We start from the raw sequence: 13,777 nt of genomic DNA, 5'->3' as shown, positions 1-13,777 counted from the left end.
ACTTGTTCAGTCATGAGCGGCCTCTTCGGTTTTCTTGGATTTGAACATATCCAGTGCCAGCATCACCGCGCCAACGCTGATAGCGCTGTCGGCGATGTTGAACGCCGGGAAGTACCAGCGGTTCTGCCAGTGCACCAGAATGAAATCGATCACATGGCCCAGGGCCACGCGGTCATACAGATTGCCCAACGCGCCACCCAGTACCAGCGCCAAGGCGATGGCCAGCCAGGTTTCGTTGCGACCCAGACGCTTGAGCCAGACCACCAGCACCGCACTGACCACAATCGCGATCAGCGCGAACAGCCAGCGCTGCCAGCCGGAGCTGTCAGCCAAAAAGCTGAAGGCAGCGCCGGTGTTGTACGCCAGGGTCCAACTGAAGTAATCGGGAATGATCACGATCTGCTGGAACATTTCGAGCTTGTTTTCAAAGTAGAACTTGCTGGCCTGGTCGATGACCAGCACCAGCAAGCTCAACCAGAGCCAGCTCAACCGTCCGAAACGGCCAATGGCATTAGGCATAGTGACGAACCTCGCCAGCGCCGCTGATGTTGTCGACGCAACGACCGCAGATTTCCGGATGCTCCGGGTTCACGCCGACGTCTTCGCGGCAGTGCCAGCAGCGAGCGCACTTGGCGAATGCCGATTTGACGATCTTCAGCTTCAGGCCGCTGACTTCGGTAGCCACCGCGTCGGCCGGAGCCTGCACGAATGGTGCAACGCTGGCGGTCGAAGTGATCAATACAAAGCGCAGTTCGTTGCTCAGCTTGGCCAGGTCGGCAGTCAGAGCCTCTTCGGCAAACAGCGTCACTTCGGCTTGCAGGTTGCCACCGACAGCTTTCGCTGCACGCTGGATTTCCATCTCTTTGTTGACCGCGACTTTCACTTCCATGATGCGATCCCAGTACTCACGGCCCAGCTCGAAGCCTTCCGGCAGTTCGGTCAGACCTTCGTACCAGGTGTTGAGCATGACGGATTCATTACGCTCGCCCGGCAGGTATTGCCACAGTTCGTCGGCAGTGAAGGCGAGGATCGGCGCGATCCAGCGCACCAGCGCTTCAGAGATGTGGAACAGCGCAGTCTGGCACGAGCGACGTGCCTTGCTGTCGGCGCCGGTGGTGTACTGGCGATCCTTGATGATGTCGAGGTAGAAACCACCCAGCTCCTGCACGCAGAAGTTGTGGATCTTGGAGTAGACGTTCCAGAAACGGTACTCACCATAGTTCTCTTGCAGCTCGCGTTGCAGCAGCAAGGTGCGATCCACCGCCCAACGATCCAGCGCGAGCATTTCTTCAGCCGGCAGGATGTCGGTGGCCGGGTTGAAACCGGTCAGGTTGGAAAGCAGGAAGCGCGCGGTGTTACGGATCCGGCGGTAGGCATCGGCACTGCGAGCAAGGATCTGCTCGGACACGGCGATTTCGCCGGAGTAATCGGTCGAAGCCACCCACAGACGCATGATGTCGGCGCCCAGGGTGTCGTTGACTTTCTGCGGTGCGATCACGTTGCCCAGGGATTTGGACATCTTGCGTCCCGCTTCGTCGACAGTGAAGCCGTGGGTCAGCAGTTCGCGGTACGGCGCGTGGTTGTCGATAGCGCAACCGGTCAGCAGCGACGAGTGGAACCAGCCACGGTGTTGGTCGGAACCTTCCAGGTACAGGTCGGCGCGTGGACCGGTCTCGTGGCCCATCGGGTGCGAACCGCGCAGGACGTGCCAGTGCGTGGTACCCGAATCGAACCAGACGTCGAGGGTGTCGCTGATCTTGTCGTACTGCGGCGCTTCATCACCCAGCAGTTCGGCAGCGTCCATCTTGAACCAGGCTTCGATGCCTTCGACTTCAACGCGCTTAGCCACTTCTTCCATCAGCTCAACGGTGCGTGGGTGCAGCTCGCCGCTTTCCTTGTTGAGGAAGAACGGGATCGGCACGCCCCAGTTGCGCTGACGCGAGATGCACCAGTCGGGACGGTTAGCGATCATCGAATGCAGGCGCGCCTGGCCCCAGGCCGGAACGAACCTGGTTTCTTCGATGGCTTTGAGCGAGCGAATACGCAGGGTGTCGCCGCTGACCGGCTCTTTGTCCATGCCGATGAACCACTGCGCGGTGGCGCGGTAGATCAGCGGAGTCTTGTGACGCCAGCAGTGCATGTAGCTGTGTTCGATGACGGTGGTGTGCATCAGCGCACCGACTTCGGTCAGTTTTTCAACGATGGCCGGGTTGGCCTTCCAGATGAACTGGCCGCCGAAGTATTCCAGCGTGGGCACGTAAACGCCGTTGCTCTGAACCGGGTTGAGGATGTCATCGTTGACCATGCCGTACTTCTTGCAGGTCACGAAGTCGTCTACGCCATAAGCCGGGGCGGAGTGAACCACACCGGTGCCAGCGCCCAGTTCGACGTAGTCGGCCAGATATACCGGCGACAGACGGTCATAGAACGGGTGACGGAAGTTGATCAGCTCCAGTTCTTTACCGGTGGTGGTCGCAACCACCGAGCCTTCCAGGCTGTAACGAGCCAGACAGGCTTCGACCAGCTCTTCAGCCAGCACCAGCAACTTGTCGCCGACATCAACCAGCGCGTAGTTGAATTCCGGGTGAACGTTCAGCGCCTGGTTGGCCGGGATGGTCCACGGGGTGGTGGTCCAGATCACGATCGAGGCAGGCTTGGCCAGCGACGGCAAGCCGAACGCGGCAGCCAGTTTGGCCTCGTCAGCGATCGGGAATGCCACGTCGATGGTCGACGACTTCTTGTTTTCGTACTCGACTTCCGCCTCGGCCAAAGCCGAACCACAGTCGAAGCACCAGTTCACAGGCTTGAGGCCCTTGAACACGAAACCACCCTTGACGATTTCGGCGAGAGCGCGGATTTCACCGGCCTCGTTCTGGAAATTCATGGTCTTGTACGGGTTGGCGAAGTCGCCCAGCACGCCAAGGCGGATGAATTCGGACTTCTGCCCTTCGATCTGCTCGGTGGCGTAGGCACGGCACAGTTCGCGGGTCTTGTCCGCGCCCAGGTTCTTGCCGTGGGTCACTTCAACCTTGTGCTCGATCGGCAGGCCGTGGCAGTCCCAGCCAGGCACGTACGGCGCATCGAAACCCGACAGGGTTTTCGAGCGGATGATCATGTCCTTGAGAATCTTGTTCAGAGCGTGACCGATGTGGATCGTGCCGTTGGCGTACGGAGGGCCGTCGTGCAGGACGAACTTCGGACGATCCTTGCCAATCTCGCGCAACTTTCCGTACAGGCCAATACTGTCCCAGCGCTGCAGAATCTGCGGTTCGCGCTGTGGCAGGCCGGCCTTCATTGGGAAGGCGGTGTCCGGAAGGTTTAACGTGGCTTTATAGTCGGTCATTTAAGGCTCTTCATTAGCGATGGGCGCTAGGTGCGGCTAGTGCACGGGCGGTGGCGACATCCGCATTGATCGCCGTTTTCAGCGCCTCCAGAGAGGCAAATCGCTGCTCTTCACGCAGCTTCTGGTGGAAAACCACCGTCAAACGCCGGTCATACAGATCGCCGGCAAAATCTAAAAGATGGACTTCAAGGTGGGCCTTGCCATCACCTTGCACCGTGGGCCGTACGCCAATATTGGCGACGCCGGGCCAGGTCTTGCCGTCGATGTCGACATCCACCAGATACACCCCGGTGAACGGCACGCGACGACGCTTGAGTTGAATATTGGCAGTGGGCGTACCCAATTGCCGAGCCAGCTTCTGGCCATGCAGCACACGACCGGCGATGCGGTACGGGCGACCGAGCAAACGTTCGGCCAAGGCAAAATCAGCGGCGGCCAAGGCGTTACGCACCTGAGTGCTGCTGACGCGAATGCCATCCAGCTCGACGGTTTGCGCGGCTTCGACGGTAAACCCGTGAACCTGCCCGGCCTGCAACAGGAAATCGAAATCGCCGAGGCGGTCGCAGCCAAAGCGGAAATCGTCACCGACTTCCAGATGCTGCACGCCGAGCCCGACCACCAGGATGGTGTCGACGAACTCACTGGCGCTGAGCTTGCTAAGACGCTGGTTGAAGGCCAGGCACAGGACCCGGTCGACACCTTCAGCGGCCAGTAGCTGCAGTTTGTCGCGCAACCGGGCCAGACGTGCCGGCGCGGTCTCGGGGGCGAAAAACTCCCGTGGCTGCGGCTCGAAAATCACCACGCAGCTGGGTACGCCCAACTCGAGCGCACGCTCACGCAGTCGGGCCAGGATAGCCTGGTGACCACGGTGAACACCGTCAAAGTTGCCAATAGTGGCGACGCAGCCCCGATGCTGGGGGCGCAAGTTGTGGAGGCCTCGAACCAGCTGCATAACGCGCTTCTTGCTCATAAAGTGGTCGATTATAACCACACCCGACGGTCGACGACAGGCAACACCGTAACGCAAAGTGATCGAGCCGACAAAACTGCCGGCCCGCGCCCATTCATAAAGGGTAAAACCTCAGCTCAAGGCCTTGCGATTGAAGTCGCGCAGACGGAAACCGAGCAGCAGCAACATACCGAAATACGCAACCACGCCAGCCACCACCAATGCCCCCAGACGCAGGAAGCGCTCAAGCATGTGGCCTTGATCCCACGCCGGCATGAAATGCATGCCGATCAGCAACACCACCGACATCACCGCGACTGCCACGATCAGCTTGAAACCGAACTTGGCCCAACCCGGTTGCGGCTGGTACATCTGTTGTTTGCGCAACTGATAGAACAGCAGCCCGGCATTGAGGCACGCGCCGGCACTGATCGCCAGGGCCAGCCCGGCGTGGGCGAGCGGACCAATCAATACCAGGTTGAACAACTGAGTACACACCAGCGTGAAGATTGCGATTTTTACCGGTGTACGGATGTTCTGTTGCGCATAGAAGCCCGGCGCGAGCACTTTGATCACGATAATCCCGAGCAGACCGACAGAATAGGCAATCAATGCTCGCTGAGTCATTTCGGCATCGAAGCCAGTGAACTGACCATACTGGAACAACGAAACGGTCAACGGCTCGGCGAGGATCCCCAGCGCCAATGAGCACGGCAGCACCAGCACAAAGCACAGGCGCAGACCCCAGTCGAGAATCCGCGAATATTCGTGGCGATCCTTGCTGGCGTAGGTTTTGGCCAGTGTCGGCAGCAGAATCGTGCCCAACGCAACGCCCAGCACCCCCGATGGCAACTCCATCAAACGGTCGGCGTAATACATCCAGGACACTGATCCGGCAACCAGAAAGGAAGCAAAAATGGTGTTGATGATCAGCGAAATCTGGCTGACCGATACGCCAAGGATCGCCGGCAGCATCTGTTTCATCACCCGCCATACACCGGTATCACGCAGATTCAGGCGCGGCAGCACCAGCATGCCAATCTTTTTCAGGTGCGGCAGTTGAAACAGCAACTGCGCCAGCCCCCCGACCAATACCGCCCAGCCAAGCGCCATGACCGGCGGATCGAAGTACGGCGTGAGGAACAGCGAAAATACGATCATGCTGACGTTGAGCAAGGTCGGCACAAAGGCCGGCACCGAAAAGCGGTTCCAGGTATTGAGGATCGCACCGGCCAGCGAGGACAGGGAGATCAGCAATATATAAGGGAACGTCACCCGCAAGAGGTCAGAGGTGAGCTGGAATTTTTCCGGGGTATCGGTGAACCCCGGGGCGGTCGCCCAGATGACCCACGGCGCGGCGATCATGCCCAGCGCAGTGACCAGCGCCAGCACCAGCGTCAGCAAACCCGACACGTAGGCGATAAAGGTGCGGGTCGCTTCTTCGCCCTTCTGGCTTTTGTATTCCGCAAGAATGGGCACGAACGCTTGGGAAAAAGCCCCTTCGGCGAAGATCCGCCGCAACAGATTGGGCAATTTGAAGGCGATAAAGAAGGCATCTGTCGCCATTCCGGCGCCGAATATTCGAGCAATCAGCGTATCGCGAACAAACCCGAGAACCCGGGAAATCATCGTGATAGAGCTGACGGCGGCCAACGATTTGAGCAGATTCATTGAAGGAGTTTGTGCCTGTCGATAAACAGCAGGCGAATAAAGCGCCTACTTGTGCGATACTCCGCGCCGCAGCAGCACAGAGCCAAAGCTCGCGAGTTTACAGGTCAAGCGCCGGAAATAAATATCCCGCCTCTTTATACCTACCACTTAGCGGAACGATTCAAGTGCCCTTGACAAGACTTCTCTTCATCGGCATGATTCGCGGCCTATTTTGTTTGCTATTTCCTAAAAAGTCTTTCGAGGAGCTCGACGGTGGCCAACTCACCTTCCGCCAAAAAACGTGCAAAACAGGCTGAGAAGCGTCGCAGCCACAACGCCAGCCTGCGTTCCATGGTTCGTACCTACATCAAGAATGTAGTTAAGGCCATCGACGCAAAAGACGCTGAAAAAGCTCAAGCTGCATACGTTCTGGCTGTGCCAGTTATCGACCGTATGGCCGATAAAGGCATCATCCACAAGAACAAGGCTGCTCGTCATAAGAGCCGTCTGAATGGCCACGTCAAGGCACTGAAAGAAGCTGCCTAAGCGACGTAGTCATTAGAAAACCGACCTTCGGGTCGGTTTTTTATTGCCTGCGATTTGGCGCCCCTCTCATCACAACCCCGCAAACAGGCACGCACCCGGTCAAGGGTACGCACCCGACTCACAGAGTCTACTCACCAAAATTGAACATGACCGGCTTTGGTGGAGGACACCCTTCTGGCGGCGGAAAGTTCTGCACGCCCAACTCATCGTACCCGGTGTAACAGCCGACCAGCTCGCCACCCTTAAAGTTGAAGCGACGCTCAACGACGCCGGTCGAGTAGTAGCAGACCATTTCACCTTCACGCTTCGCATAGGAATAGTCTTTGTATTCCCGCCCCTCAACGGTGATCAGACGATATCCCTGCATGGGCTCGGAGCACTTCAATTGCCCATTGGGGTAGTAATCGTTGTGTATCACACGATCATCCGCACCCAACAGCAACTCCTCGACCTTTCGCCCCTCGTAAGACTCGTGACGCACACTTTGCCTGACCCCGAACAGGTAAACAGCCTCGAAGTAGGCAACCCCATCACCGCGAAAACTACGCTGCAGGCCACATGGCTTTATTCTTGTGTACTTGCCATCGACCACATGGCAGTAATTTCTTTCTGAAACCAACGCCCCAGCCTCATTAAACGATTGGTCGTTGCCGATGGGCTCATCCGACTCATAAATGGCCACCCGGTCTAAATGACCATTTGAGTGATAGGTACGAAAGGGCCCCTCTCTATTTCCATGAAGCCAGGTGATGTCAGACAGCAGCACCGAACCATCATCGGTATAGGTCAGCGCACGCCCCTTGATCTGCCCCGCCACGTAGGTCGCCGAATAGGTCAGCTTACCGTTTGCAGAATAGATTTCCCTCAAGCCATCCAGCGCACCAACCCTGTAGTGCTCAAGCAGTCGCAGCACACCCGCAGCATCAACCTCGCGCAGCTCTCCATCCTTTTTACCCGCGACAAACGACAAGGTTTGAATGCGGTCGCCGTCCACTTTGAGAGTCCAGGCGCCCTCCCTGACACCCGACACGTAACCGCCCTCACCCTCACCACTGAGCCAATGACCGCTCTGCCGACCATTCCGGTACTCGCCGCGCGAGACAACCTCACTTCCCCTGACTCGCTCTGTCGGACCGTCCAGAACATCGTGCTTATACGTATCGAACCCGGAAATATCTTCGTCTTTATCGTACGCAGTGATCGTCCAGCGCCCCTCACGCAAACCATCGACGAACAAACCCTCGGAAACACTATGGCGCTCGTTGATCACCCAGGTGCCCTGCCTCAAACCATTCGCATAAGCTCCCGAGGCCTCGGAAACCGCTGCATCAAACTCAATCCAGTCACCCGTCTTCTTGCCACGAACCATCACGCCTCGCTCCAGCACACGATCACCCCACAACTTAACGAGAGGGCCGTCCTCCGAACCCACATAACGTTTCGGGTCAGACTCCCACGCTATTTGCGTTACACGAAAGGCCGGAGCGAGCTCACCCTCCTCCATCGGCGTGCGCTCGTAGGTCAGCGTCAACCAACGCCCTTCGCGCTGCAGAAAGGTTTTTTTGTAGGCGTCATAGACACCATCTTCTGACGGCTCACCGCCCTCCGAGGCCGGAACGCCACCAACACCGAATTCGCCCACTAACGTGCCAGCCGTGGGATCGAGCGCATCGAACTCGGAGATGCCAGTTGTCGCCATCTCATAACCGTAGTCATAGGGCAGCAACTTGTTCAGCTCGCTTACTACCCGTGCGGCATTGAGCTTCTTCTGATTGCTCGCAATGCGATCCAGAACCGGCTGCAGACTGTTCAGCTTGCGATATTTGCCCGATCGCTCACTGAATCGATAGCCATGGAGCCCATTTCGCCCACCCGCTCGGGACAGGACAATCAAGGTCTGTATATCGCTATCGAGACTGGCGTAGAACACTGACTCGATGCTCGAATCACCGAAATTGTCGAGCATCTGCGGCACCACTGTCGGCGCATCACACATGCACGCATACCCCACAATGCCCGACGGCTCGCGAACAAACGCCAACGTCGCGCCACTCTCCTGAGACTGAATCACCGGGTGCGCCAATGACTTTCCGGCATAAAACGGTTCGGCCTGCACTTGCATGGACAGCGAGCAACACACCATCAGCGACATAAAAAAAGAACGCATACGAATCCCTTCGCGCCTGAAGCACATCAATTCAACAAGGAGAAACAAAAAGGCGAGCCAAACGGCTCGCCCTCAATCATTCAACCAATGGGCCTGGAAACAAACTCGACCCTGTAATGGTTTCCAGCCTTATGGCTGAACCGGCACCCACGGCAAAATCGGAATGGCCGTCACCGCATTCTGTGGACTACCCTCGATCACGCGATCGCTATAGACCAGATACACCAGCGTATTGCGTTTCTTGTCGAGGAAACGCACCACCTGCATGGTCTTGAACACCAACGATGTGCGCTCCTTGAACACCTCATCGCCGTCCTTCAGCTCGCCCCTGAACTTGATCGGACCGACCTGACGACAGGCAATCGAAGCTTCGGCGCGATCTTCCGCCAACCCCAGACTCCCCTTTACGCCGCCCGTTTTGGCACGCGACAGGTAGCAGGTCACACCTTCGACCTTGGGGTCGTCGAACGCCTCGACCACGATCCGGTCGTTCGGACCGACAAATTTGAACACCGTCGACACCTGACCGATTTCCTCGGCCGAGGCCAGCAATGGCAGCGCCATCAACAGACCCAACAATCCTTTTGCTACGCGCATTGAATTTTCCTTACACCAGAATCAGGTTGTCACGGTGAACCAGTTCCGGCTCAGCCATGTAACCCAGCAAACCGACAATCGCATCCGACGACTGACCGATGATTTTTTGAGCTTCCAGCGCGCTGTAGTTGGCCAGGCCGCGGGCAATTTCACGACCGTCCGGTGCCACACAGACCACCATCTCACCACGACGGAAACTGCCTTGCACCAGCTTGACGCCAACCGGCAGCAGGCTCTTGTTACCTTGAGACAGCGCCGACACAGCACCATCATCCAGGACCAGCGTGCCACGGGTTTGCAGATGCCCTGCCAGCCATTGCTTGCGCGCCGCCAGCATGCCGCGCTCGGGCGACAGCAACGTACCGATTCGCTCGCCCGCTTTCAGCCGATCCAGCACACGCTCGAGACGACCACCCACAATGATGGTGTGCGCACCGGAGCGCGCCGCCAGTCGTGCTGCGCGCAACTTGGTTTGCATGCCGCCGCGCCCCAGCGCACCACCGGTGCCACCCGCCACCGCATCCAGGCTCGGATCATCGGCGCGCGCTTCATAAATCAGCTGCGCCTCTGGATTGTTGCGCGGATCGGCATCGAACATACCGTCGCGATCGGTCAGGATCACCAGCAGATCAGCCTCAACCAGGTTGGCCACCAGCGCCGCCAGCGTGTCGTTGTCGCCGAAACGAATTTCGTCGGTAACCACCGTGTCGTTTTCGTTGATCACCGGGATGACTTTCAGCTCGACCAGCGCTCGCAGGGTGCTGCGGGCATTCAGGTAGCGCTTGCGATCGGACAGGTCGTCGTGGGTCAGGAGAATCTGCGCGGTGTGCCGGCCATGCTCGGCGAAGCTTGATTCCCAGGCTTGCACCAGACCCATCTGACCGATAGCCGCGGCAGCCTGAAGTTCGTGCATCGCACTGGGTCGTGCGGTCCAGCCCAAGCGACTCATGCCGGCCGCTACCGCCCCGGAGGACACCAGCACCAACTCGACACCCGCCTCATGCAAGGCCACCATCTGCTCGACCCAGACACTCATTGCCGCACGATCCAGCCCTTTGCCATCAGCCGTCAGCAAAGCGCTGCCGATCTTCACGACCCAACGCTGCGCACCTGTCACCTTGCTCCGCATCATTTTCAACCTTAGCTTGAGGGCGGCGCGACCTGGCACCACCCGTGACGTTAATCGTGGCTATTCCTGACCAACTACTGATTTCCAGATACTAAAACGCCGCTCGATTGAGCGGCGTTCAAGTTTATCGCAACGGATCAGTCACGCACGTAAATGATTTCCGGACCGTCTTCGTCATCCACATCTTCTTCGTCCCAATCATCGTCGCCGATGTCGTGGACCGACTTCACGCCACTGCGACGCAGGGCACGCTTGTCATCCAGCGCCTGCAGTTGCGCACGCGCTTCGTCTTCGATGCGCTGATCGAGATCTGCCAGCTCTTCCTTGTAGGCAGGGTCGTTGGCCAGGCGGTCGGCACGATCTTCCATGTAACGCATGATGTCGTGGCACAGACGCTCGGTACCCAGCTTGGAGATGGCCGAGATCACGTAGACCGGACCAGTCCACTCCAGGCGATCAACGATCTCCTTGACGCGCTCCTCGTGCTCTTCTTCAAGGATCTGGTCGCACTTGTTCAGCACCAACCAACGATCGCGTTCAGCCAGGGACGGGCTGAACTTGATGAGCTCATTGACGATCACTTCAGCGGCATCCGGCGCGCTGGCGTCATCCAGCGGCGCCATGTCGACGAGGTGCAGCAGCAGACGCGTACGCGCCAGGTGCTTGAGGAAGCGGATACCCAGGCCGGCGCCATCGGAAGCACCTTCGATCAGGCCCGGAATATCGGCAACGACGAAGCTCTTCCAGCGATCGACGCTGACTACGCCCAGGTTTGGCACCAGCGTGGTGAACGGATAATCGGCAACTTTCGGCTTGGCTGCCGAGACCGAACGGATAAAGGTACTTTTACCGGCGTTCGGCAAGCCCAGCAGACCTACGTCGGCGAGCACTTTCATTTCCAGTTTCAGGTCGCGCTGCTCACCCGGCTTACCCGGAGTGGTCTGGCGCGGCGCACGGTTGGTACTGGATTTGAAACGGGTGTTACCCAGACCGTGCCAGCCGCCCTGCACTACCATCAGTTTCTGACCAGCCTTGGTCAGGTCACCGATGACTTCCTGAGTCGCGGAGTCGATCACGGTGGTGCCGACTGGAACGCGCAGGATCAGGTCTTCACCTTTTTTACCGGTGCAGTCGGTGCTGCCGCCGTTGGAACCACGCTCGGCATCGAAGTGCCGGGTGTAACGGTAGTCGACCAGGGTGTTGAGGTTTTCGTCGGCCATCATGTAGATGGAACCGCCGTCACCGCCATCACCACCGTTCGGGCCACCGTTCTCGATGAATTTTTCCCGACGGAAACTCATGGCGCCATTGCCGCCATCACCAGCTTTTACTCGAATCGATACTTCATCAACAAACTTCATAACCAACGCCTCTCGCCATACGGACGAGCCGAAAAACAATCAAGACATAAGACTCTTGCAAAAATGAGCGCAGCGACCCCAAAACACGACCTGTATCGCACGCCGACAGCCCATACAAACAGTTTTGCAAGAGACTCACCCCACAAACGAAAAAGCCCCGTCGCAAGACAGGGCTCTTCCAGCGATCTCGCGATTAAGCCGCGACAACGCTCACGTAACGGCGGTTGAACGCGCCTTTTACTTCAAACTTGATCACGCCTTCGATTTTCGCGAAGAGGGTGTGATCTTTACCCATGCCAACGCCGTAACCAGCGTGGAATTGGGTGCCGCGCTGACGCACGATGATGTTGCCCGGAATGATCTTCTGGCCGCCATACATCTTCACGCCAAGGCGTTTGGCTTCTGAGTCGCGACCGTTACGGGTACTACCACCAGCTTTTTTGTGTGCCATGAGTTCAATTCTCCTAGTGAGGAATTAGGCTGAAATTAAGCCTGAATACCGGTGATTTTGATCTCGGTGTACCACTGGCGGTGGCCCATACGCTTCATGTGGTGCTTACGACGACGGAACTTGATGATGCGGATTTTATCGTGACGACCTTGGGAGATCACTTCAGCCACAACAGTAGCGCCAGCAACAACTGGAGCGCCGATGTTTACGTCGTCGCCATTGGCAACCAACAGAACGCGATCAAAGGTAACGGATTCGCCGGTAGCGATTTCCAGTTTTTCGATCTTCAGGTATTCACCTGGGGCGACTTTGTACTGCTTGCCGCCAGTAACGATTACTGCATAAGACATGGTGTTTCTCCGATAATCCTGCTCACCCAGCTCTTTATAAGAAGAGGTATTGGCTGGCATGGCTGCATGGGGCTGGAAGGCCCGCTAGCAATTGCGTAAGGCAGGTGCTGCCCAGGAAGTTCAGGGTGCGCGATTGTACGCAAGCTATCGCAGGCTTGCAAGTAGCCGTCCATCGCGCCTTGACAGGTCTGGACGGGGGTCCTAGCATGCCGCGCAACCCTTCTGGAGCGACTCTCGCTGATGCAACCCCAAGCTTTCTACCGCGCGGTGGCGGACGATTTTAGCGCCGTCGACGGCATCATCAAGAAGCAGCTGACTTCCCGAGTGCCGCTGGTATCGAAAATCGGCGATTACATCACCTCGGCCGGCGGCAAACGCCTGCGTCCTTTATTAGTGTTGCTGTGTGGCAAGGCCTTGGGTCGCGAAGGCGATGACATGCGCCTGCTCGCCGCCACCATCGAATTCCTGCACACCGCGACTTTGCTGCATGACGACGTGGTCGACATGTCCGGCATGCGCCGTGGCCGTTCGACTGCCAACGCCATGTGGGGCAACGCACCAAGTGTACTGGTGGGCGATTTCCTGTACTCGCGCTCGTTCGAAATGATGGTCGAACTGGGCTCGATGCCGGTGATGAAGATTCTCTCGCAGGCCACGCGCATCATCGCTGAAGGCGAAGTGCTGCAACTGTCCAAGGTCCGTGACGCGAGCACCACCGAAGAAACCTACATGGAAGTCATCCGCGGCAAGACCGCGATGCTCTTCGAAGCCTCGACCCACAGCGCCGCCGCGCTGGCCGGTGCAACCGCCGAGCAGAGCGAAGCCCTGCGCACCTTTGGCGATCACCTGGGCGTGGCATTCCAATTGGTCGACGATCTGCTCGACTACAAGGGCGACGCTGAAACCCTGGGCAAGAACGTCGGTGACGATCTGGCCGAAGGCAAGCCGACCCTGCCGCTGATCTACACCATGCGCGAAGGCACGCCTGAACAGGCTGCACTGGTGCGTCAGGCGATCCAGAAAGGCGGGATCGAAGACCTGGAAAGCATCCGCATCGCCGTGGAAGCTTCCGGTTCGCTTGAGTACACCGCGCAATTGGCTCGCGATTATGTGGCCCGTGCGATCAAGTGCCTCGAAGCGCTGCCGGCCAGCGAATACCGTGATGCATTGGTTGAATTGAGTGAGTTTGCGGTCGCCCGCACACACTGAAATAGCTGAAAAAAAATCAAAAAAT

At 58.0% G+C, this 13,777-nt stretch carries 12 protein-coding genes; 2 read left to right on the top strand and 10 right to left on the bottom strand.

Annotated elements, in window-relative coordinates:
- Nucleotides 1-6: 6 nt before the first annotated feature.
- The 4 genes from lspA to murJ form a co-directional block, all read right to left on the bottom strand.
- Complete coding sequence (gene lspA, locus H8B20_RS25260; protein WP_210624920.1) at nt 7-519, bottom strand: signal peptidase II; 513 nt, start codon at nt 517-519, stop codon at nt 7-9.
- Nucleotides 512-3,343, bottom strand: a complete 2,832-nt coding sequence (ileS, locus tag H8B20_RS25255) for an isoleucine--tRNA ligase (protein WP_047303307.1) — start codon at nt 3,341-3,343, stop codon at nt 512-514. The genes lspA and ileS overlap by 8 nt, the downstream gene beginning before the upstream one ends.
- 13 nt (nt 3,344-3,356) lie before the next feature.
- Nucleotides 3,357-4,295: a bifunctional riboflavin kinase/FAD synthetase gene (gene ribF, locus H8B20_RS25250; RefSeq protein WP_200613099.1), complete on the bottom strand. Its 939-nt coding sequence runs from the start codon at nt 4,293-4,295 to the stop codon at nt 3,357-3,359.
- A gap of 129 nt (nt 4,296-4,424) precedes the next feature.
- Entirely contained in the window at nt 4,425-5,963 is a 1,539-nt protein-coding gene (murJ, locus tag H8B20_RS25245) for a murein biosynthesis integral membrane protein MurJ (protein WP_042561146.1), read from the bottom strand.
- A 252-nt stretch (nt 5,964-6,215) separates the two neighbouring features.
- Here murJ and rpsT point away from each other — a divergent pair, with 252 nt between their 5' ends.
- Nucleotides 6,216-6,488 (top strand): 30S ribosomal protein S20, encoded by a 273-nt coding sequence (rpsT, locus tag H8B20_RS25240; protein ID WP_003228351.1) that lies wholly within the window; start codon nt 6,216-6,218, stop codon nt 6,486-6,488.
- 127 nt (nt 6,489-6,615) lie between these two features.
- Here the strand turns inward: rpsT and H8B20_RS25235 are convergent, their stop codons facing one another.
- From H8B20_RS25235 to rplU, 6 genes are all read right to left on the bottom strand, one after another.
- Nucleotides 6,616-8,655, bottom strand: coding sequence for a toxin-antitoxin system YwqK family antitoxin (locus tag H8B20_RS25235; protein ID WP_210624919.1), 2,040 nt, complete (start codon nt 8,653-8,655; stop codon nt 6,616-6,618).
- Between the two features lie 129 nt (nt 8,656-8,784).
- Nucleotides 8,785-9,252, bottom strand: a complete 468-nt coding sequence (locus H8B20_RS25230; protein ID WP_042561148.1) for a CreA family protein — start codon at nt 9,250-9,252, stop codon at nt 8,785-8,787.
- A 10-nt stretch (nt 9,253-9,262) separates the two neighbouring features.
- Nucleotides 9,263-10,381: a glutamate 5-kinase gene (gene proB, locus H8B20_RS25225; protein ID WP_042561149.1), complete on the bottom strand. Its 1,119-nt coding sequence runs from the start codon at nt 10,379-10,381 to the stop codon at nt 9,263-9,265.
- 137 nt (nt 10,382-10,518) lie between these two features.
- Nucleotides 10,519-11,742 carry an Obg family GTPase CgtA gene (gene cgtA, locus H8B20_RS25220; RefSeq protein ID WP_115146542.1) on the bottom strand — a complete coding sequence of 408 codons (1,224 nt, stop codon included), beginning with the start codon at nt 11,740-11,742 and terminating at the stop codon, nt 10,519-10,521.
- Between the two features lie 193 nt (nt 11,743-11,935).
- Complete coding sequence (rpmA, locus tag H8B20_RS25215; protein WP_003176049.1) at nt 11,936-12,193, bottom strand: 50S ribosomal protein L27; 258 nt, start codon at nt 12,191-12,193, stop codon at nt 11,936-11,938.
- A 35-nt stretch (nt 12,194-12,228) separates the two neighbouring features.
- A complete protein-coding gene (gene rplU / locus H8B20_RS25210; protein WP_003230856.1) occupies nt 12,229-12,543 on the bottom strand; it encodes a 50S ribosomal protein L21 in 315 nt (104 codons plus the stop codon).
- 240 nt (nt 12,544-12,783) lie between these two features.
- Between rplU and H8B20_RS25205 the strand changes: the two genes are divergently transcribed.
- Nucleotides 12,784-13,752, top strand: coding sequence for a polyprenyl synthetase family protein (locus tag H8B20_RS25205; RefSeq protein ID WP_007909817.1), 969 nt, complete (start codon nt 12,784-12,786; stop codon nt 13,750-13,752).
- Nucleotides 13,753-13,777 lie beyond the last annotated feature (25 nt).

The sequence above is a fragment of the Pseudomonas sp. P42 genome (assembly GCF_017973755.1).
GTDB classification, from domain to species: domain Bacteria; phylum Pseudomonadota; class Gammaproteobacteria; order Pseudomonadales; family Pseudomonadaceae; genus Aquipseudomonas; species Aquipseudomonas iridis.
The sequence above is the reverse complement of the archived record's forward strand: the minus strand, read 5'-3'. Positions and strand labels throughout refer to the sequence as shown.